Genomic DNA, 19,997 nt, shown 5'->3' on the forward strand with positions numbered 1-19,997 from the left:
GGCCGACCCGGGCGGCCGGGCTCGGATCGGAGCCGGGGACCGCTACCGCCCCAACGCGTCCCGCACCGCTTCCTCGCTCCGCGCCACCACGGCCGTACCGTCCTCGGCGGTGATGATCGGCCGCTGGATCAGCTTCGGGTGCTCCGACAGCGCGACGATCCACCGCTCCCGCGAACCGGCCTCCCGCGGCCAGTCCTTCAGCCCCAGCTCCTTCGCCGCCGCCTCCTGCGTCCGCGTGATGTCCCACGGCTCCAGCCCGAGCCGGTCCAGCACGGCCCGGATCTCCTCGGGCGAGGGCACGTCCTCCAGGTAGCGGCGGACGGTGTATTCGGCCCCTTCCGCGTCGAGCAGGGTGAGCGCGCCGCGACACTTCGAACAGGCCGGATTGATCCAGATCTCCATGGGGCCGAGGTTACGCGAGGGACTGCTCGAAAGCGGCTCTGGCCAGGGGCGATTGTCAGTGGGGGGCAGTAAAATGGAGGGAGTTCGTGAGGGTTCCACCACGCTGCCAGGAGGATGCCGAATGGCTGTTGCCACAGTCACCGCCGAGCCGCTCGACCGACAGCTCCCGATGCCCTTCCACCCGCCGCTTCCCACCCCGCCGACGAAGAAGCGACTGCCCGCGGGCCGCCCCCGCGAGTGGTACGTCTCCCACAACCGCCGCCTCAAGGCCATGCGCCTGGCCATCGCCCTGCTCGACAGCGGGGTCTACCAGCCCTCCAGCGCAGGCAACCACCGGATACGGATCACCGCCGAGCGTCTCGGCATCCACCCGCCGTCCGACACCACCTGCCGCATGGTCCGCGCCCTGATCCGCTACGGCCGCTGACCGCACCGCACCGCACCGCACCGCACTGCCGATCGCCCGGTGCCCCCGGCCCGCTCGTCCGGCCGGGGGCACCGGCCCGCCCCCACCACCCGGCCCGGTAGGCTCCCGAACCCATGAAGCTACTCATCTCGGTCGACATGGAAGGCGTCTCGGGAATCGTCCATCCCAGCGAGACGAACCCCGAGCGCTACGACTACCAGCGCGGCCGGGAGCTGATGACGGCCGACGCGAACGCGGTCGTCGCGGGCGTCCTGGACGCCGACCCCACGGCCGAGGTGCTGGTCGCCGACGCGCACGGCACCTTCCGTAATCTCCTGCCGGAACAGCTCGACCGCCGGGCCCGCCTGGTCCGGGGCAAGCCGCGCGCGCTGCACATGCTCGCCGGGCTCGACGAGGAGACCGACGCGGCGCTGTTCGTCGGCTACCACGTCCGCGCGGGCGAGGGGCCGGGCGTGCTGGCGCACACCATGAACGGCGAGATCCTCGACGTACGGGTGGCCGGCCGCTCCCTGGGCGAGATCGGCCTCAACGCCGCCATGGCCGGCCACCTCGGCGTACCGGTCGTCCTGCTCAGCGGCGACGACGCGGCCTGCGCCGAGATGACCGACCTGGTTGCCGGGACGGTCACCGTCGCGGTCAAGGAGGCCCTGGGCATGGCGTCCGCCGTGACGCTGCATCCGGAGGAGGCCCGGGACCGGCTGCGCCGGGCGGCGGCGGACGCGGTGACCCGCCGCGCGTCCATCGAGCCCCTGACGCTCGCCCCCGCCCCGCTGGACGTGGAGGTCGACCTCGCGACCCCGCACACCATCGACCTGGCGACCCTCGTACCCGGCGTCTCACGCGCCGGGGGCGCCCGTACGGTCACCTTTACGTCCCCCGATTTCGCGACGGCGTACCGGCTGATCCTGCTCCTCGCGCAACTGGCCACGATCAAGCCCGGCTGACCGGCCGGCGTCGCCCGAAAAGGCGTCGAACACCGCACCGGTTGCCTCTACTGTGACCGGGTGGCAACCCAGGTGATCGTGCTGAACGGCGGCTCCAGCTCCGGCAAGTCGGGCATCGTCCGCTGCCTCCAGGCGGAGCTGCCGGACCCGTGGCCGGTCGCCGCGATCGACGCTTTCGTCGATGCGCTGCCCGCGTCCCTGCGCGCCTCGAACGCGGGTATCGAGTTCGCCGAGGACGGCGGCGTGACGGTCGGCCCGGAGTTCCGCAGGCTGGAGGCGGCCTGGCGCGAGGGCGTCGCCGCGATGGTACGGGCGGGCGCCCGGGTCATCGTCGACGACGTGTTCCTCGGCGGCCCGGCCTCCCAGGAATCATGGCGGAAGGCGCTGACGGACCTGGACGTCCTCTGGGTGGGCGTCCGTTGCGAGGGCACGGCCGCGGAGGCCCGCGAGATCGCCCGGGGCGACCGCCCGAGGGGCATGGCGGCAGCACAGGCGGAGACGGTCCACCGGGGCGTGGCGTACGACCTGGAGGTCGACACGACCCACACGGAGTCCCTGACCTGCGCGAGAACCATCGCCGCCCACCTCACGTAACCGCACCGCACCACCCCATCACCCCAAACCCGGCCCCCGCACGGGCCGCCGAAACAGTGGAGAGCGATGACCGACCTGTGGACCGGCGAGAGGATACGCCTGCGGGGCATCGAACCGCAGGACTGGGAGGGCTTCCGGGCCCTGGCCCTGCACACGGTGGACGCCCGCAACGCCGACGTGGTCGAGCCACCCCGCTCGGACGAGAGCTTCCGCGCCTGGGCCACCGAGCGCGCCGGCCGCACGCCGGACCCGGCCGCCTACCAACTGGCCATCGAGACCCGCTTCGAGCACGCCTTCGTCGGCGCGGTCTCGGTCGGCGAGACGGACGCCCGGGCAGGCCGGTTCCGTACGGGCATCGAGGTGACCCGGGAACACCGCCGCCAGGGTTACGCCGCCGAGGCCTCCGAACTGGTCCTCACCTACATGTTCGCCGAACAGCGCAGCCACAAGTGCGAGGTGGAGGTCTACGCCTTCAACGACGCCTCCCTGGCCCTCTACCGCAGACTCGGCTTCGTGGAGGAGGGCCGCCTGCGCCAGCACGAGTTCTTCGCCGGCGCGTACCACGACGTGGTCCTGCTGGGCATCACGGCGGACGAGTACTGGGCGGGACGGGCGCGGCCTTCGCTGCGGTGAAGCCGAGTCGGCTTCCGGTCGATCGAGGCCTGGAATCAGCCGAGACGCGCGGAGTGACGGACACGGCGCCTGCCTGCACCCGACGATGCCTTCAGTGCACCGACCGATGGGGCCAGGCGTAGCACCCCCTCAAAGGGCAGGCGTAGCACCCCCTCAAAGGGCAGGCGTAGCACCCCCTCAAAGGGCCAGGCGTAGCACCCGCTCGTGGTCGTACATCTCCCCGGTCTCGACGAAGCCGCACCGCAGGTAGAAGCCCAACGGGGAACCCTCGCCCGGCACGACGCTGGTCACCAGCTCCCGCGCGTCCGGTCGGGACCGCACGTACGCGGTCACCGAGTCCAACGCCGCCCGCCCGTATCCAAGGCCCTGGAACCGGCCGTCGATCAGCATGCGCCACAGGTAGAACGGCCAGGGAATGTCCGGATTGCCGTTCGCCACGCCGTCAGCGAGGAGCACGAACCCGACCGGCTGCTCGCCGGCGTAGACTGCGCGCGGCCAGGGCGCGAGTTCCGGGTGCTCGGCGGCATCGCGCAACGAGCGGGCCACACCGTCGACGAAGCCCTCCTGCCCGGCAGCCACCCGCAGGTTCAGCACGGCAGGCCGGTTGAGGTCGGTGATGGCACGGAGGGCGACAGGCTCGGACATCGCGCCACCCTTGCCCAAGCGCTGCCTCCAGTCAAAGACTTTCCGAGGAACTCTGCGGGACGAGCGAGGGCCGCCACCCCCGGAAGGAGGCAGCGGCCCTCGGCGTCTCGGGCGCGGGTGAGTCCGGCCCGTGGTGTTCCTAGATGTCGAAGTACAGCTCGAACTCGTGCGGGTGCGGCCGCAGCTGGATCGGGGCGATCTCGTGGGTGCGCTTGTAGTCGATCCACGTCTCGATCAGGTCCGACGTGAAGACGCCGCCCGCCTGGAGGTACTCGTTGTCCGCCTCCAGGGCGTCGAGCACGGCCGGGAGGGACGTCGGGACCTGCTGGACGTTGGCGTGCTCCTCGGGAGCCAGCTCGTAGAGGTCCTTGTCGATCGGCTCGGCCGGCTCGATCTTGTTCTTCACGCCGTCCAGGCCCGCCATCAGCAGGGCCGAGAACGCGAGGTACGGGTTCGAGGACGGGTCCGGGGCGCGGAACTCGACGCGCTTGGCCTTCGGGTTCGAGCCGGTGATCGGGATGCGCATCGCGGCGGAGCGGTTGCGCTGCGAGTACACCATGTTGACCGGGGCCTCGAAGCCGGGGACCAGGCGGTGGTAGGAGTTCACCGTCGGGTTGGTGAAGGCCAGCAGCGACGGGGCGTGCTTCAGGATGCCGCCGATGTAGTAGCGGGCCATGTCGGAGAGGCCGGCGTAACCCTGCTCGTCGTAGAAGAGCGGGACGCCGCCCTGCCACAGCGACTGGTGCACGTGCATGCCCGAGCCGTTGTCGCCGAAGATCGGCTTCGGCATGAAGGTCGCGGTCTTGCCGTTGCGCCAGGCGACGTTCTTCACGATGTACTTGAAGAGCATCAGGTCGTCGGCCGCGGCGAGCAGCGTGTTGAACTTGTAGTTGATCTCGGCCTGGCCGGCCGTGCCGACCTCGTGGTGCTGGCGCTCGACCTGGAGGCCGTTCTTGTCCAGCTCCAGGGAGATCTCGGCACGCAGGTCGGCGAAGTGGTCGACCGGCGGGGTCGGGAAGTAGCCGCCCTTGTAACGGACCTTGTAGCCGCGGTTGTTCTCCTCCGACCCGGTGTTCCAGGCGCCGGCCTCGGAGTCGATGTGGTAGAAGCTCTCGTTCGCCGACGTCTGGAAGCGGACGTTGTCGAAGACGTAGAACTCGGCCTCCGGGCCGAAGTACGCGGTGTCCGCGAAGCCGGTCGAGGCGAGGTAGGCCTCGGCCTTCTTGGCGATGTTGCGCGGGTCACGGCTGTACTGCTCGCCCGTGATCGGGTCGTGGATGAAGAAGTTGATGTTGACGGTCTTGTCACGGCGGAAGGGGTCCACCCGAGCCGTCGACAGGTCCGCGCGCAGCGCCATGTCCGACTCGTGGATGGCCTGGAAGCCGCGGATCGACGAACCGTCGAAGGCCAGTTCCTCGGCCGGGTCGAAGGTCGCTGCCGGGATCGTGAAGTGCTGCATCACCCCGGGCAGGTCGCAGAACCGGACATCGATGAACTTGACGTCGTTGTCCGCTACGTACTTCTGCACTTCGTCGGCGTTCTGGAACATCCAACTCCTCCTACTCCCGGCCCGGGAGGGACGGGGTTGAACCTCGTGGTGCGGCCAGTGCGGTGGCACACGCTGGACCCGACCATAGGCAGGCGTGATTTCTCAAGCGTGACCCATTTGTTTCGCCCAAGTTAACCGGGGCGGTGGCGGGCGGCATCTCCGCGACTGTTTCCGATGCCCCGCCCGGCCGGAGGTAAACGCGGGCGCAGTACCGTGGACGGGTGGACAACAGGCAAGCAATCGGATCGTGGCTCTCGGGGCCCCGCGCGGCCGCCGAGGAGATGGGCGCCGACTTCGGCTACCGGGGCAAGGGACTGGGGCTGCCCGAGGAGGGGCCCGGCTCGGTCGCTCCGCTCGGACGGCGCTTCGGGGCCCTCTTCATCGACTGGTCGCTCTGCATGGTGATCGCATACGGGCTGCTCGCTCGCGGTGACCAGCAGGCGGCGGGGAACTGGGCGCTCGGGGTCTTCCTCGTGATGAGCCTGCTGACCCTCGGCACCATCGGCTGCACGCCCGGGAAGCGACTCCTGGGCGTCCGGGTGGTCGCCGACGACGGTGGACGGCTCGGGTTCGTGCGGGTCGTCGTGCGGACCGTCCTGCTCCTGCTCGTCATCCCCGCGCTGGTCTGGGACCGCGACGGGCGCGGACTGCACGACCGGCTGTCGCGTGCCGTGCAGGTCCGGATGTGACATCCCCGGTACAGGCATGAGGGGCCGGATGGGACATCCCCAGTACGAGCCTGAGAACCGGATATGACGCCCCCGGTACGGACGTGAGAAACGGGGCGGCCCCGGGACCGTTCACCGGTCCGGGGCCGCCCCGTTTCACGTCTGTCGCCGTGGTCAGCGCATCTTCCCGCCGCGCGGCATCCGCATGCCCTTGGGCATCGGGCCCTTCGGCAGCGGCATGTTGCTCATCAGGTCGCCCATGGCGCGCAGCCGGTCGTTGGTGGAGGTCACCTGCGGGCCGGTCAGGACGCGGGGGAGCTTCAGCATCTTGGTGCGGACCTTCTTCAGCGGCACCTGGCCCTCGCCGTTGCCGACGATGATGTCGTGCACCGGCACGTCCACCACGATGCGGGCCATCTTCTTCTTCTCGGCCGCCAGCAGGCTCTTCACCCGGTTCGGGTTGCCCTCGGCCACCAGGACGATGCCGGCCTTGCCGACCGCCCGGTGGACGACGTCCTGGCTGCGGTTCATCGCCACCGCGGGCGTGGTGGTCCAGCCGCGCCCGACCCGGTCCAGGACGGCGGCCGCCGCTCCGGGCTGGCCCTCCATCTGTCCGAAGGCCGCCCGCTCGGCGCGCCGGCCGAAGATGATCGCCATCGCGAGGATGGCCAGGACGAAGCCCAGGATGCCCAGATAGACCGGGTGTCCGATCGCGAAGCCGATGCCGAGGAGGACACCGAACGTGACGATTCCGACACCCGCGACGACAAGACCGATCTTGCTGTCGGTCCGCCTGGTCATCTTGTAGGTCAGGGCGATCTGCTTGAGCCGCCCTGCGTTCTCGGCGCTGTCCGCGCCTTCAGTTTTTGCCTTCCTCGCCATGTTCTGAAGTTTACGTGGCGTGGGAGCGACCTAGGAACGGTGGTCGGCCACGGCTTCCAGCACGTGCTGGGCCTCCACCCGGTCCTTGGCGCGGCGGCGGTCCTCCAGGACGGCCGTCCAGGCGTTGCGGCGGGCGGTGCGCTGGCCGCTGCTCAGCAGCAGCGACTCGACGGCGCGCAGGGCGGTGGTGACGGACGGAAGGGCGTGGGCGCGGACCGGTGCGGCCTGCATCGTGGTGTTCCCCCTCGGAACGGATGCGCCATCGGGGGCGCGGATGAGTGTGGGAAGCGGGTGTCGGCGGCGGCTGCTGGAGTCGCCGCCGCACGTGTACTCAGGGTCACTGCTTGGTGTTACCAGCGCATGACCGGGCGGTCAAACACCAATGAAGCCTTGATTCCGGTGCCGCGCACGCCGAAGCGGTCCGTACGCGTCCCCGACCTGCGGGGAGCGTCCGGACCGCTTCGACGGTGCGGTTACTGCGCGGGGTGCGCTCGTGAGCGGATTCACACGGCCTGTGCGGCCTGAGCGCTCCCGGCGGCGGCTACGCCGCGCGCCTCCATCGCCTGCTGGAAGAGACGTCCCGCGCGGTACGAGGACCGCACCAGCGGGCCCGACATCACGCCGGAGTAGCCGATCGCGTCGGCCTCGTCCTTCAGCTCGACGAACTCGTGCGGCTTCACCCAGCGCTCGACCGGGTGGTGCCGTACCGAGGGGCGCAGGTACTGCGTAATCGTGATGAGCTCGCAACCTGCGTCGTGCAGGTCCTGGAGCGCCTCGCTGACTTCCTCGCGGGTCTCGCCCATGCCGAGGATCAGGTTCGACTTGGTGATCAGACCGGCCTCGCGGGCCCGGGTGATGACCTCCAGGGAGCGCTCGTAACGGAAGCCGGGGCGGATCCGCTTGAAGATCCGCGGCACCGTCTCCACGTTGTGCGCGAGCACCTCGGGGCGCGAGGAGAAGACCTCGGCGAGCTGCTCGGGCTCGGCGTTGAAGTCGGGGATCAGCAGCTCGACCTTGGTCGCGCCCGCCTCCCGCTCCGCGGTGAGCGTGTGGATCTGGCGGACGGTCTCGGCGTACAGCCAGGCACCGCCGTCCTCCAGGTCGTCGCGGGCGACGCCGGTGATGGTGGCGTAGTTCAGGTCCATCTTGACGACCGACTCGCCGACGCGGCGGGGCTCGTCACGGTCCAGCGCCTGGGGCTTGCCCGTGTCGATCTGGCAGAAGTCGCAGCGCCGGGTGCACTGGTCGCCGCCGATGAGGAAGGTGGCCTCGCGGTCCTCCCAGCACTCGAAGATGTTGGGGCAGCCCGCCTCCTGGCAGACCGTGTGCAGCCCTTCGCCCTTCACCAGCTGCTGCAGCTGCTTGTACTCGGGGCCCATCTTCGCCCGCGTTTTGATCCACTCGGGCTTGCGCTCGATGGGGGTCTGGCTGTTCCGGACCTCCAGGCGCAGCATCTTGCGCCCGTCGGGTGCGACAGCGGACACTCCGGCTCCCCTTTGCTCTCTGCTGCATTGGATTCGCGTCGGGTTCGCGTGGGATGCGCGAGCGATGCGCGAGGGAATCGCTTGGGATTCTTTGGCGAACACCAGGGTACGCCCGTACATCAAACGGCCTTACGCCTGCCCAACCTGCGGCCGACGGGGCCTATTCCCCGGCCGGTGGCGACGGTCGGGGCTACTGGCCGGTAGGGCCGGTAGGGCCGATACGGCCTGTGCACGCCTAGGCGGGGGCCGGAGTCGGAGCCGTGGTCGTGGCCGTGGTCTCCGGCCGCTCGATCACGCGCGGCGCGAGTTCCGCGTTCTCCAGGACGTCCCGCAGGTGCTTCTCCGCGACCGGCAGCACCTCCTCGATGGTGACCTCCCGGCCCAGCTCGTTGGAGAGGGACGTGACACCCGCGTCGCGGATGCCGCACGGCACGATCCGGTCGAACCAGGTGTTGTCCGGGTTCACGTTGAGGGCGAAGCCGTGCATCGTGACGCCCTTGGCGACCCGGATCCCGATCGCGGCCAGCTTGCGGTCCTCGCGGCGCTGGCCGGCGTTGGACGGGGCGTACTCGGGGCCGTTCAGCCGCGGGTCGAACTCCTCGTCCTGGAGCCTCGGGTCGAAGTCCAGCGAGAGGCCGCCCAGCGCCTGGCGCCGGGCGACCGGGTCGCCGAGCACCCAGACGCCGCTGCGGCCCTCGACCCGGGAGGTCTCCACGCCGAAGTCGGCGGCCGTGCGGATCAGCGCGTCCTCCAGCCGGCGGATGTGCGCGACGACGTCGACCGGGCGCGGCAGCTTCTGGATCGGGTAGCCGACGAGCTGCCCGGGGCCGTGCCAGGTGATCTTCCCGCCGCGGTCCACGTCGATGACCGGGGTGCCGTCCAGCGGACGCTCGCTCTCCGCCGTGCGACGCCCCGCGGTGTAGACGGGCGGGTGCTCCAGGAGCAGACAGGTGTCCGGCACCCGGTCCTCGAACCGGTCGGCGTGCACCTCGCGCTGCTTCTGCCAAGCCTCCGTGTATGCGACGGCCTGTTCGCCGAAGCCCAGACGGACGAACCGCAGTTCGCTCACCGATGCCTCCCTACGTGGGTCCCGGGTGCCCGGAGGGGTGTCCCCGGGGTGTCGGAACCCTGCACTGATCGCGCCCGCATCCACTGTACGACCGCCGCCCGAACGGCCCCCCGGCAGGTGCGGGGGCAGGTGCGGGGGGCCGGTCCCGGGACGGCCGCGGCCCCGGCCCGGGCCGCCCACGGGCCGGACGTTTCCGTCAGCTCCGCCCGGAATCCTCACACGATCGGATGAACGTGGAGCAAAGGGTGGCTGTCACCGCTCCGGTGGCCGCTAAATTCGCGCCGTTCCCATGAGGGCTGCCCGTCCGGCCCCGAAGGCAGGAGACCGTACAGCTGATGTCGGAACGACCCCCGCAGCGCACGCCCAACCGCAGACTCGCCTCACTCATCGCGGAAGCCGGCTTCTCGCACGCCGGCCTGGCCCGCCGGGTCGATCAGCTCGGCCTCGAACACGGCCTCGACCTGCGGTACGACAAAACCTCGGTCACTCGCTGGCTGCGGGGGCAGCAGCCGCGCGGCACCACGCCCGCGCTGATCGCCGAGGTGTTCACCCGGCGGCTCGGGCGGCGGCTCTCCGCGCAGGACCTCGGGCTCGACGCCTGCGCGCCCGTCTACGCGGGGCTGGAGTTCGCGGCCACCCCGACCGAGGCGGTCGACATCGTCAGCGGCCTCTGGCGCAAGGACTCCGGCACCCACGTCGAGCTGCGCAAGATCGCCTTCACCCCGGCCGGGCTCGTCGTCCCCAGCCGTGACTGGCTGATCGGCCGGGCCGACGAATGGGTGGCCCGGGACGGAGCCGCCGCCCGCCGGGCCGGGGGAGAGGCCGCGGCCCCCTCGCCCGGCCGCCCGGACGGGGCGCCGCGCACCGAGGCCCGCGGGCTCCCGCGCCCGGCCATCGGGCCGGGGCGGCCCACGCCCCCGGGCCCGTCCGCCACCCACCCTTCGGTTACGCATCCACCCGCCACGCATCCGCCCGCCGGGGCGTCGCCCGGGACCGGGGCGCTGCCCATGGTCCCGCGCCAGCGCCAGACGGACCGCGGCCCCGGCCAGCGGGTCGGCGGCGGGGACGTCGCCGCGCTGCGCTCGGTCGGCGAGCTGTTCCGCACCCTCGACCACGCCTACGGCGGCGGCCATGCCCGGCAGGCCCTCGTGCGGTATCTGGAGCACGAGGCCGAGCCGATGCTCCGGGGCACCTACGGCGAGTCCACCGGACGGCGGCTGTTCGCCGCGGTGGCCGACCTGACCCGGCTGGCCGGCTGGACCTCGTACGACATCGCCGCCCACGGCCTGGCCCAGCGGTACTTCGTCCAGGCGCTGCGACTCGCCCAGGCCGCCGGCGACCGTGCGTACGGCGCCTACGTCCTGATCACGATGAGCCGCCAGGCGGTCTACCTCGGGCACGGCAGGGAGGCCGTGCAGCTCGCCCGCGTGGCCCAGCAGGGCGTCGGCTCGGCCGCCCCGCTCCTCGTCCAGGCGCTGCTGCACGCGGTCGAGGCGCGCGGGCACGGCGTGCTCGGTGAGGCGCGCTCCTGCACCGCCGCCCTGACCCGGGCCGAACACGCCCTGGCGACCGCGCGCCCCGGCGACGAGGTGCCGCACTGGGCCCGCACCTTCGACGAGGCGCAGCTCGCCGACGAGCTGGGCCACTGCCATCGCGACCTCCAGCAGTGGCGGGCCGCCGCCCAGCACGCCGAGCGGTCGCTCCAACTGCGCGCACCGGCGTACGCCCGGAGCAGGCTGTTCTGCCGGGTGGTCCTCGCCTCGGCCCGGCTGGGTCTGGGCGAGCTGGACCAGGCCTGCCTGCTGGGCGCGGAGGCGGCCCAGCAGGCGGCCGAGATGCGCTCGGTGCGCGCCACGGAGTACGTACGCGCCTTCGAGCGCAGCCTGGAGCCCTACCGGGACGCGGTCGCCGTACGCGGCTACCGCGACCGGGTCGCCGCCCTCGGCTGACCCGGCCGGGGCGCGGTTGGGGCACGGCAAGGGGCGCGGCCGGTTGTGTCACGCGGCCTCCGGCAGGCGCGGGCTTCCCTCGTGCGTGCCCGGGACCGCCAGGTCGGTCAGGATCGCCTCGGCCGCCCGCCGCCCCGAGTGCAGCGCGCCCTGGACGGTGCTCGTGTCGCGGTGGTCGCCGCACACGTACAGCCCGGCCAGCACCCGCACCGGGCGGCGCGGATCGTGCGGGGCCTCCATCGCGGGCACCGCCTCCGGGTCGTGATGGGCCGCCAGCAGCTCCCAGCCGTCCGTCGGCACCCCGTACAGCGCCGCCAGGTGCGCCCGCACCGAGCGGCCCAGGTCCGGCGGCGGGGTCCCGAGCACCGTCGAGGTGATCAGCGTCCGGCCCTCCGGCGCCCGCGAGGGGTCGACCTCGCTCATCACCGCGGTGTACGCCACCGGGCCCGAGCGGTCGCCGTCCAGCACCAGCGACCTGCCCGTGGGCGGCGGGGCGGGCGCGGTGTGGTGAAGGACCGTCACCGGGTGGAAGGACGGCACCCGCAGACCGGGCAGCAGCTCGGCCGCGGCCCCCGCGCCGGTCGCCAGCAACAGGGAGCGGCATCCCAGTTCACCGTGCTCCTTGGTGCGTACGGAGGTGATGTCGGCGGCCGTGACGTGCACCCCGGTCCGGACCGTGTCCGGTGGCAGCGCGGCCGCCAGCAGCTCCGGCAGCGCGTACGACCCGCCCGCCGGTACGCACAGGCCGCCGCGTGCGTAGTCCCGCAGGGCGAGATCGGCGCGCCGGCTCGACGTGGTGAGGACGGGGTCGCTGAGCAGGGCCGTGAGCAGGGGGCGCAGGACGCCGTCCACCGTACGGGCGGGCAGGCCCACGCCGGGCAGGGCGCCGACGACGGTCCGCTCCGGGCGGGCCAGGAGCCGGGCCTGAGGGGTGGCCGCCAACCGGGACAGCGCCGCGCCCAGCCGGGCCCGGTCGATCGCGCCGGTCACCACGGCGCCCCGGCCGCCCCCGCGCGCCGGGGCGCCGCGCTCGTGCCCGTACGCGCTCTGCGGCGCCCAGGGCGTACGGGAAGCCCGGGTGGCTCGGGGGGCGCTCGAACGGGTGCGCACTGCCTTGAGTGCGCCCCTCGCGCTCCGTATGTCGCCGGTGAGCTGGCGGCGGCCCTCGCTGTGGACCAGGAAGCCCGGCGCGAACTCCCGCAGCTCCGGAGCGCCGAGCCCCGGGGTGCCGGTCAGCTCGGGCCAGGACGTGCAGAGGAGCGGGCCGAGCCGGTCGAGCCGGAACCCGTCCACCTCGTCGGTGGTGAGCCGGCCGCCCACCCGGGGCTCGGCCTCCAGGACACGGACGCCGAGCCCTGCCCGGACGAGCAGGTGGGCCGCCGACAGGCCGGCGATTCCGGCCCCGATGATGATCACGTCTGCGTGGTGTGCCGTGCTGCGCACGTGCCCCTCCCCGAGTCGGTGCGACTGGTGGGAGGCTCTTGCCCCCAACAGGCCCCCGGAATGCCGGAGTTCGCAACGAGGCTAGGAGGATGGCTGATACTGGGTCAGACGCGCGTGCCGGGGAGCACCGGGGCACGGGGTCGCACACGCGCCCCCGGCGCGACCGGTCGGCCTCGCGAGAAAACCGTGAGCGCGCCCGGTCGGCCCCGTGAGAAATCGCGAGCGGGGCCGGTGGCCCCCGTGAGAAACCGCGAGCGCGGCCGGTGGCCCCCGCGAGAAACCGCTACCGCGACCGGTCGGCCGCGCGAGATACGGCGCATGGCCGTGAGGGACCGGTGGACGCGCGGCCGGATCAGCGCAGCGCGGCGCGGATCGCCCCGTCGATGCCCGGGAAGGCGAACGAGAAGCCGGAGTCCAGCAGCTTCGCCGGGATCACCCGCTGGCTGCCCAGCACGTCCTCCGCGAACTCACCGAGCGCGAGCCGCAACGCGGGCGCCGGCACGGAAAACAGCGTCGGGCGGCGCAGCACCCGCCCCATCGCGGCGGTCACCTCGGCGTTGGTGACGGGCTTCGGCCCGGTCAGGTTCACCGGGCCGGTCAGCGCCTCGGTGTCCAGGATGTGGCGCAGCGCGGCGACATGGTCGTGCAGCGCGATGAAGCTCCAGTACTGGCGGCCGTTGCCCAGCTTCCCGCCCAGCCCCGCCTTGAACAGCGGGAACAGCCGCCCCCAGGCCCCGCCCTCGCGCCCGACGACCAGCCCGGTCCGCGCGTGCACCGTGCGGACGCCCGCTTCCTCGGCGGCGGCGGTGGCCGCCTCCCACCCCTCGCAGACCGAGGGCAGGAACCCGTCCCCGGGCGGCGCGCCCTCGTCCACCGGGCGGTCCCCGGTGTCGCCGTAGAAGCCGATGGCGGACCCGGCGAGCAGCACGCGGGGCGGGGTGTCGAGCGAGGCGACGGCCTCGGCGACGGCGGAGGTCCCCAGGACCCGGCTGTCCCGGATCTCCCGCTTGTAGGCGTCGGTCCAGCGGTGGTCGCCCACCCCGGCCCCGGCGAGGTGCACGACGGCGTCGCAGCCGACGAGGCCGGCCACGTCCACGTAACTCCGCTCGGGGTCCCACTCGACCTCGTCGCCGGTTCTGGCGGGGCGGCGCACCAGGCGGGCCACCTCGTGCCCGTCGGCGCGCAGCGAGCGCACCAGCGCCGCTCCGATGAGTCCGGACGATCCGCTGACGGCGATACGGGAGCTCGGCATGGGCCCATCCTGCCCCATGAAACGCCTCGAACACCGGGGGCACCGCGTGGCAAAGTGACCCCATGGCCGCACTCACCCTCTGCCCCGTCCGCACCGCCGTGCCCGCCGACGACGACCAGCTCGCCGAGCTCGACCGGTCCACCTGGTCGACGCTGCACGCGGTCCTGCCGCGGCCGACGCCCCCGTACGAGCCGTTCTTCGGGGAGCGGTATCCGCCGGAGGACTTCCTCGTGGTGGAGGTGGACGCGGAGACGGAGGGCGGCTCACCCCGCATCGCCGGGTACATACGTCTCGTCCCGCCCACCCCGCTCGCCGCCAACGCCCACGTCCGCCAGATCCGGGGCCTCGCCGTGGCGACCTGGGCGCGCGGGACCGGCGTGGGGCGGACCCTGGTGCGGGCCGCGTTCGCCGAGGCCCGCCGCCAGGGCGCCAACCGGATCACGCTGCGGGTGCTCGCGCACAACGACCCCGCCCGCGCCCTGTACGCCGCCGAGGGCTTCGCCGTCGAAGGGGTGCTGCCCGGGGAGTTCTTCCTGAACGGACGTTACGTCGACGACGTCTGCATGGGGCGCTCGCTCGGCCCCGCCTGAGCCGCCGGGGGCGGACGGGAGCTACCGGGGCCCGAAGCGGTCCCACAGCTCGGGGAAGCGGGCGGCCAGCGCCTCCTCGTCCTCGAAGTCGACCGGCGAGCCCAGCGGCTCGGCGGCCTGCGGCGGCAGCCCCAGGTCCGGCGCGACCACACCGGTGAGCTGCTCGTACGCCTCGTCGGCCGCGTAGCCCAGCTCCTCGCCGTCCCCGTCGATCTGCTCGTCGAAGTCCTCCAGCAGCTCGGCCAGGCCGTCCGGATCGTGCAGCGCCCCCTCGAAGACCTCCCGCCCCTGGCCGATCAGCCAGCAGCGGAAGTAGTCGAACGCGTCGTCGCTCGCCCCGCCCAGCAGCACGGCCGCCGCGCCCCACAGATCCCAGTGGTAGGCGCGGTTGTAGCGGGCCTCGAAGTGCCGGGCGAAGTCCAGCACGGAATCGGGATCGAGCTGCACCAGCCGTTCCACCAGCAGGTCGGCGTGGTCCTCGGGGTCGCCCTCGGCGGCCTCGCGGGTGCTGTCGATGATCTCCCAGAATTCCGTTTCGTCCATCACGGGTCCAGCATCCAGCCTGCCGGGGGCTCCCGCACGCGCAGACACCGAATTGAAGCCTTTCAGCGATACATCTCGCGCAGGCGTTCGGCGGCGTCCGCCAACCGGATCCGCAGCGACTCGGGCGCCAGGACCTCCAACTCGGGTCCCAGTGCCAGCAGCTGGCCGTAGGCCACGTCCAGTGATTCCACCGGCAGCGTGAGGGTGCGCAGGCCGTCCGGGCCCGGCTCGGAGCCTTCCGCGAGCGCGGTGGCGGCCGCCGCCCGGTCACCGGTGTGCGCCAGCATCCGCGCCCCGAGCTCGGACACCCGTACGGTCACCTCGGTACGCAGCAGGGACCGGGCGAACCCGGCGGCCCGCTCCTCCCAGAATCCGGGCAGGTCGAAGGTCTCGTCCCGGTCGAAGCGCTCCTCTGCGGGCTCCACGGCGGTGAAGCGGTCGATCCGGTAGACCCGGAAGTCCTCGCCCGCCCGGGCGCAGAGGTACCAGACGCCGGCCTTGAGGACGAGACCGTACGGAGCCAGCTCCCGCGCCACCTCGGTCCCCTCCCGCTCGGGGCCCCCGCCCGCGCGGTAGCGGGCCCGCAGCAGCCGGTCGTCCCAGACCGCGTCGGCGATGACGGGCAGCAGTTCGGGGGTCTCCGGCTCGTGGTACCAGGAGGGGGCGTCCAGGTGGAAGCGCCGGGCGGCGGAGGAGGAGGCGTCGCGCAGGGAGGGCAGCAGCGCCGCCGACACCTTGAGGCGGGCGGCCGACGCCGCGTCCTCCAGCCCCATCTCGCGCAGCGCGGCGGGCAGCCCGGAGAGGAACAGCGCCTCCGCCTCGTCCCGGGCGAGGCCGGTCAGCCGGGTGCGGTAGCCGCCGACGAGCCGGTAGCCGCCGGTCCGGCCGCGCTCCGCGTACACCGGGACGCCCGCGTCGGAGAGCGCCTGCGCGTCCCGGGTGACCGTACGCTCCGACACCTCCAGCTCGGCCGCCAGCTCGGCGGCGGTCATCGCGGGGCGGGCCTGCAGGAGCAGCACCATCTTGATCAGCCGGGCAGCGCGCATGGGCCCATTGTGGCGGCAGCGGAGCCCCCCCGACAGCGCTTCCGCCGGGGCGGAAGCGCTGTCGGGCACTTCCGCCCCGGCGACCGGGGGTCGGGGTCGGGCTGACGGCTCAGAGCCCGTAGCGCTCCCGGGCCTCCTTGATCGCGGAGGCCGGGACCTCGCCGCGCCTGGCGAGCTGGGCCAGCGAGGCCACCACGATCGACTGGGCGTCGACGCCGAAGTGGCGGCGGGCTGCGGCGCGGGTGTCGGAGAGGCCGAAGCCGTCCGTGCCGAGCGAGGACCAGTCCTGCTCCACCCACTGGCTGATCTGGTCCGGGACCTGGCGCATCCAGTCGCTGACCGCGAGCACCGGGCCCGGCGCGCCGGAGAGCGCCTGCGTCACGTACGGGACCCGCTGCTCACCGCGGAGCAGCGCCTCGTCGGCCTCCAGCGCGTCGCGGCGCAGCTCGCCCCACGAGGTGGCGGACCAGACGTCGGCCGTGACACCCCAGTCGGCGGCCAGCAACTCCTGGGCCTCCAGGGCCCAGTGGATCGCCGTACCGGAGGAGAGCAGCTGGATGCGCGGCGCGTCCGCCTTCGCGGGCGTGCCCTCCTTGAAGCGGTACAGGCCCTTGACGATGCCCTCCTCGACGCCCTCGGGCATCGCGGGCTGGGGCTTCGGCTCGTTGTAGACCGTCAGGTAGTAGAAGACGTCCTCGGCCTCGGGGCCGTACATCCGGCGCAGGCCGTCCTTGACGATCACCGCGACCTCGTACGCGAACGCCGGGTCGTAGTTGAGCGAGGCCGGGTTGGTGGCCGCGATCAGGTGCGAGTGGCCGTCCGCGTGCTGGAGGCCCTCACCCGTCAGGGTCGTACGGCCCGCCGTCGCGCCGACGATGAAGCCCTTGCCGAGCTGGTCGGCGAGCTGCCACATCTGGTCGCCGGTCCGCTGCCAGCCGAACATCGAGTAGAAGATGTAGAACGGGATCATCGTCTCGCCGTGCGTCGCGTACGACGTGGCGGCGGCGATGAAGTCGGCCATGGACCCGGCCTCGGTGATCCCCTCGTTGAGGATCTGGCCGTCCTTGGCCTCCTTGTAGTACATCAGCTGGTCGCGGTCGACCGGGTCGTACGTCTGGCCCAGCGGCGAGTAGATGCCGGCGGACGGGAAGAGGGACTCCATACCGAAGGTACGGGCCTCGTCCGGGACGATCGGCACCCAGCGCTTGCCGGTCTCCTTGTCCCGCATGAGGTCCTTCACCAGGCGGACGAACGCCATGGTGGTGGCCATCTCCTGCTTGCCGGACCCCTTGTAGAGGGCCTTGAACGCGCGCTCCTCGGGCTGCGGAAGCGGAGCGGAAGCGTGCATCCGGCGGGCCGGGGCGGGGCCGCCGAGGGCGGCACGGCGCTCCTGGAGGTAGCGGACCTCGGGGGAGTCGGCGCCGGGGTGGCCGTAGGGGACGAGACCGTCCTCGAAGGCGCTGTCGGGGATCGGGAGGCCGAGCAGCTCGCGCATGCCCTTGAACTCGTCGATCGACAGCTTCTTCATCTGGTGGTTGGCGTTCTTGGACTCGAAGCCCTTGCCGAGCGTGTAGCCCTTGACCGTCTGGGCCAGGATCACCGTCGGCGCGCCCTTGTGCTCGACGGCCGCGCGGTAGGCCGCGTACACCTTGCGGGCCTCGTGGCCGCCGCGCGAGGTGTAGAAACACTCGCCGATCTTCGCGTCCGTGAGGAGCTTCGCCAGCTCGGCGAGCGCGGGCTCGGCGCCGAAGAAGTGCTCGCGAATGTAGGCGACGTCGCGGGTGGCGTACGTCTGGAACTGCGCGTCCGGGACCTCCCGCAGGCGGCGCAGCAGCGCGCCCGTGGTGTCCAGCTGGAACAGCTCGTCCCAGGCGTTGCCCCAGAGCGTCTTGACGACGTTCCAGCCGGCCCCGCGGAACTGCGCCTCCAGCTCCTGGACCACGCGGAAGTTGGCGCGGACCGGGCCGTCGAGGCGCTGCAGGTTGCAGTTGATGACGAAGGTCAGGTTGTCGAGCTGCTCACGGGAGGCCAGCGCGAGGGCGGCCGTCGACTCGGGCTCGTCCATCTCGCCGTCGCCCAGGAAAGCCCAGACGTGCGAGTTGGCCGTGTCCTTGATGTTGCGGTTGGCCAGATAGCGGTTGAAGCGCGCCTGGTAGATCGCCGAGAGCGGGCCGAGGCCCATCGACACGGTGGGGAACTCCCACAGCCAGGGCAGCCGCCGCGGGTGCGGGTAGGACGGCAGACCGTCGCCGCCCGTCTCCTGGCGGAAGTTGTCCAGCTGCCGCTCGCTGAGCCGGCCGTCGAGGAAGGCGCGGGCGTAGATGCCGGGGGAGGCGTGGCCCTGGATGTAGAGCTGGTCGCCGGAGCCGTCCCCCTCCTTGCCGCGGAAGAAGTGGTTGAAGCCGGTCTCGTAGAGCCAGGCGGCCGAGGCGAAGGTGGCGATGTGGCCGCCGACCCCGTACCTGGCTCCCCGGGTCACCATCGCGGCCGCGTTCCAGCGGTTCCACGCGGTGATCCTCGACTCCATCTCCAGGTCGCCGTCGAACGCGGGCTCGGCGGCGGTCGGGATGGAGTTGACGTAATCGGTCTCCAGCAGCTTGGGCAGCGCGAGACCGGCGCCCTCGGCGTGCTGCAGCGAGCGGCGCATCAGGTACGCGGCACGGTGCGGGCCGGCAGCCTGGGTGACGGCGTCCAGGGAGGCCGCCCATTCGGCGGTCTCCTCGGGGTCACGGTCCGGGAGCTGGTCGAGCTCGCTCGGAAGCTTTCCTACGGGGTCGGTCATGATCGCCGCCTTCCGGAGAGGAGGGGGGTGGAGAAGGCCCTGGCTGGCAGGACAGGGCGATGGGGCCGGTGGGCCCGCGAGATGAACTGTAAGGCGCTGATCGATGATCGATCAAAGGATTGAAGGTAAAACTTCTCGATACGAAGAAAAGTGGCATGGGGTGCCTCGAATGGGGGCACGGAGTGACGCGAAATAGCGTGCAAATAGGGCGCTGACCTGCACGGAAGAGCAGGCTGGGCGCCAGATGATCGGCGCTTCGCAGGGGTGGCCGGGCGAGGGGCGCCGGGAAGCTCGCAGGCGCCGGGAAGGCTCAGGCGCGGGGTGCGCAGCCGAGCACGTGCGCCTTCACCAGGGCCCCGATCCCCGGGTCCTCGGCGAGGAAGGCGTCGATGAGCGTCTGGTGCTCCTCCGCGTACGACTTCTGCACCGTGCCCAGCCAGCGGATCGACAGGGCGGTGAACACCTCGATGCCCAGCCCCTCCCAGGTGTGCAGCAGCACCGCGTTCCCGGCCGCCCGCACCAACTCCCGGTGGAAGCCGACCGTGTGCCGCACCTGCGCCTCGCCGTCGGCCAGCCGGTCCGCCTCGTACAGCGCGGCCACGTGCGGGGCCAGCGCCGAGCAGTCCCGGCCGAGCCGCGGGGCCGCCAGCTCCGCCGCGATCTGCTCCAGGCCGGCCCGGACCGGGTAGCTCTCCTCCAGATCGGCCGCGGTGAGATTGCGGACGCGGACGCCCTTGTTGGGGGCCGACTCGATGAGCCGGAGCGTCTCCAGCTCGCGCAGCGCCTCGCGCACGGGCGTCTGGCTGACCTCCAGCTCGGTGGCGATGCGGCGCTCCACGATCCGCTCACCCGGCTTCCAGCGCCCGCTGACGATCCCCTCCACGATGTGCTCGCGGATCTGTTCGCGCAGCGAGTGGACGACGGGCGGGGTCATGGAGGGCTCCTTCAGGGCAGACCGGTGCTGCCTACATCATCACGGCGGCGGTAGGCCTTCTGTGGTGTCGGACGGAGCGGCACGTGGAGGGCGGCGTCGCGGGGCTGGGCACGCGCATCTGCGGCGTTGTCGTCAATCACCATGGCTCCGCCATGCCTCAA

20 protein-coding genes are annotated in these 19,997 nt (G+C 72.3%); 7 read left to right on the forward strand and 13 right to left on the reverse strand.

What is annotated here, in order from left to right; translation table 11 throughout:
- Positions 1-42 precede the first annotated feature (42 nt).
- Positions 43-402 (reverse strand): arsenate reductase family protein, encoded by a 360-nt coding sequence (locus N7925_RS27270; RefSeq protein ID WP_265602059.1) that lies wholly within the window; start codon positions 400-402, stop codon positions 43-45.
- Between the two features lie 121 nt (positions 403-523).
- Between N7925_RS27270 and N7925_RS27275 the strand changes: the two genes are divergently transcribed.
- The 4 genes from N7925_RS27275 to N7925_RS27290 all read left to right on the forward strand — a co-directional run bounded on the left by N7925_RS27275 (position 524) and on the right by N7925_RS27290 (position 3,000).
- The gene (locus N7925_RS27275; protein ID WP_265602060.1) at positions 524-829 is read left to right on the forward strand and encodes a hypothetical protein; all 306 of its coding nucleotides are present in this window, start codon (positions 524-526) and stop codon (positions 827-829) included.
- Between the two features lie 113 nt (positions 830-942).
- On the forward strand, positions 943-1,773 hold the full coding sequence (locus N7925_RS27280) for a M55 family metallopeptidase (RefSeq protein WP_274345462.1): 831 nt from the start codon (positions 943-945) through the stop codon (positions 1,771-1,773).
- 60 nt (positions 1,774-1,833) lie between these two features.
- Entirely contained in the window at positions 1,834-2,367 is a 534-nt protein-coding gene (gene cpt / locus N7925_RS27285; RefSeq protein ID WP_274345463.1) for a chloramphenicol phosphotransferase CPT, read from the forward strand.
- A gap of 66 nt (positions 2,368-2,433) precedes the next feature.
- Positions 2,434-3,000 carry a GNAT family N-acetyltransferase gene (locus N7925_RS27290; protein ID WP_274345464.1) on the forward strand — a complete coding sequence of 189 codons (567 nt, stop codon included), beginning with the start codon at positions 2,434-2,436 and terminating at the stop codon, positions 2,998-3,000.
- Positions 3,001-3,177: 177 nt separating this feature from the next.
- On the opposite strand, the gene N7925_RS27295 is transcribed toward N7925_RS27290, so the two are convergent.
- Both N7925_RS27295 and glnA read right to left on the reverse strand, forming a co-directional pair.
- Positions 3,178-3,645: a GNAT family N-acetyltransferase gene (locus N7925_RS27295; RefSeq protein ID WP_274345465.1), complete on the reverse strand. Its 468-nt coding sequence runs from the start codon at positions 3,643-3,645 to the stop codon at positions 3,178-3,180.
- A gap of 139 nt (positions 3,646-3,784) precedes the next feature.
- Positions 3,785-5,194 carry a type I glutamate--ammonia ligase gene (gene glnA / locus N7925_RS27300; protein ID WP_069757482.1) on the reverse strand — a complete coding sequence of 470 codons (1,410 nt, stop codon included), beginning with the start codon at positions 5,192-5,194 and terminating at the stop codon, positions 3,785-3,787.
- Positions 5,195-5,475: 281 nt separating this feature from the next.
- Between glnA and N7925_RS27305 the strand changes: the two genes are divergently transcribed.
- Positions 5,476-5,883, forward strand: coding sequence for an RDD family protein (locus N7925_RS27305; protein WP_265604024.1), 408 nt, complete (start codon positions 5,476-5,478; stop codon positions 5,881-5,883).
- A gap of 153 nt (positions 5,884-6,036) precedes the next feature.
- Here N7925_RS27305 and N7925_RS27310 read toward each other — a convergent pair whose 3' ends face one another.
- From N7925_RS27310 to lipB, 4 genes are all read right to left on the reverse strand, one after another.
- On the reverse strand, positions 6,037-6,744 hold the full coding sequence (locus tag N7925_RS27310) for a DUF4191 domain-containing protein (protein WP_274345466.1): 708 nt from the start codon (positions 6,742-6,744) through the stop codon (positions 6,037-6,039).
- A gap of 30 nt (positions 6,745-6,774) precedes the next feature.
- Complete coding sequence (locus N7925_RS27315) at positions 6,775-6,975, reverse strand: SCO2195 family GlnR-regulated protein (RefSeq protein WP_003969591.1); 201 nt, start codon at positions 6,973-6,975, stop codon at positions 6,775-6,777.
- A gap of 272 nt (positions 6,976-7,247) precedes the next feature.
- Entirely contained in the window at positions 7,248-8,228 is a 981-nt protein-coding gene (gene lipA, locus N7925_RS27320) for a lipoyl synthase (RefSeq protein WP_274345467.1), read from the reverse strand.
- Positions 8,229-8,463: 235 nt separating this feature from the next.
- Entirely contained in the window at positions 8,464-9,297 is an 834-nt protein-coding gene (gene lipB, locus N7925_RS27325) for a lipoyl(octanoyl) transferase LipB (protein ID WP_274345468.1), read from the reverse strand.
- Positions 9,298-9,632: 335 nt separating this feature from the next.
- Here lipB and N7925_RS27330 point away from each other — a divergent pair, with 335 nt between their 5' ends.
- Complete coding sequence (locus tag N7925_RS27330; RefSeq protein ID WP_274345469.1) at positions 9,633-11,246, forward strand: regulator; 1,614 nt, start codon at positions 9,633-9,635, stop codon at positions 11,244-11,246.
- 48 nt (positions 11,247-11,294) lie between these two features.
- Here the strand turns inward: N7925_RS27330 and N7925_RS27335 are convergent, their stop codons facing one another.
- Positions 11,295-12,689 (reverse strand): FAD-dependent oxidoreductase, encoded by a 1,395-nt coding sequence (locus tag N7925_RS27335; protein ID WP_274345470.1) that lies wholly within the window; start codon positions 12,687-12,689, stop codon positions 11,295-11,297.
- A 352-nt stretch (positions 12,690-13,041) separates the two neighbouring features.
- A complete protein-coding gene (locus N7925_RS27340) occupies positions 13,042-13,941 on the reverse strand; it encodes a TIGR01777 family oxidoreductase (protein ID WP_274345471.1) in 900 nt (299 codons plus the stop codon).
- 62 nt (positions 13,942-14,003) lie between these two features.
- Here N7925_RS27340 and N7925_RS27345 point away from each other — a divergent pair, with 62 nt between their 5' ends.
- Positions 14,004-14,531, forward strand: coding sequence for a GNAT family N-acetyltransferase (locus N7925_RS27345; protein WP_274345472.1), 528 nt, complete (start codon positions 14,004-14,006; stop codon positions 14,529-14,531).
- Between the two features lie 21 nt (positions 14,532-14,552).
- On the opposite strand, the gene N7925_RS27350 is transcribed toward N7925_RS27345, so the two are convergent.
- The 4 genes from N7925_RS27350 to N7925_RS27365 all read right to left on the reverse strand — a co-directional run bounded on the left by N7925_RS27350 (position 14,553) and on the right by N7925_RS27365 (position 19,836).
- On the reverse strand, positions 14,553-15,074 hold the full coding sequence (locus N7925_RS27350; protein ID WP_265602072.1) for a DUF4240 domain-containing protein: 522 nt from the start codon (positions 15,072-15,074) through the stop codon (positions 14,553-14,555).
- 62 nt (positions 15,075-15,136) lie between these two features.
- Positions 15,137-16,120 (reverse strand): helix-turn-helix transcriptional regulator, encoded by a 984-nt coding sequence (locus N7925_RS27355; RefSeq protein ID WP_274345473.1) that lies wholly within the window; start codon positions 16,118-16,120, stop codon positions 15,137-15,139.
- A 109-nt stretch (positions 16,121-16,229) separates the two neighbouring features.
- Positions 16,230-18,902, reverse strand: a complete 2,673-nt coding sequence (gene aceE, locus N7925_RS27360; protein ID WP_274345474.1) for a pyruvate dehydrogenase (acetyl-transferring), homodimeric type — start codon at positions 18,900-18,902, stop codon at positions 16,230-16,232.
- A gap of 310 nt (positions 18,903-19,212) precedes the next feature.
- Positions 19,213-19,836, reverse strand: coding sequence for a GntR family transcriptional regulator (locus N7925_RS27365; protein ID WP_265602075.1), 624 nt, complete (start codon positions 19,834-19,836; stop codon positions 19,213-19,215).
- Between the last annotated feature and the right edge of the window lie 161 nt (positions 19,837-19,997).

The sequence above is a fragment of the Streptomyces sp. CA-278952 genome (assembly GCF_028747205.1).
GTDB lineage: Bacteria > Actinomycetota > Actinomycetes > Streptomycetales > Streptomycetaceae > Streptomyces.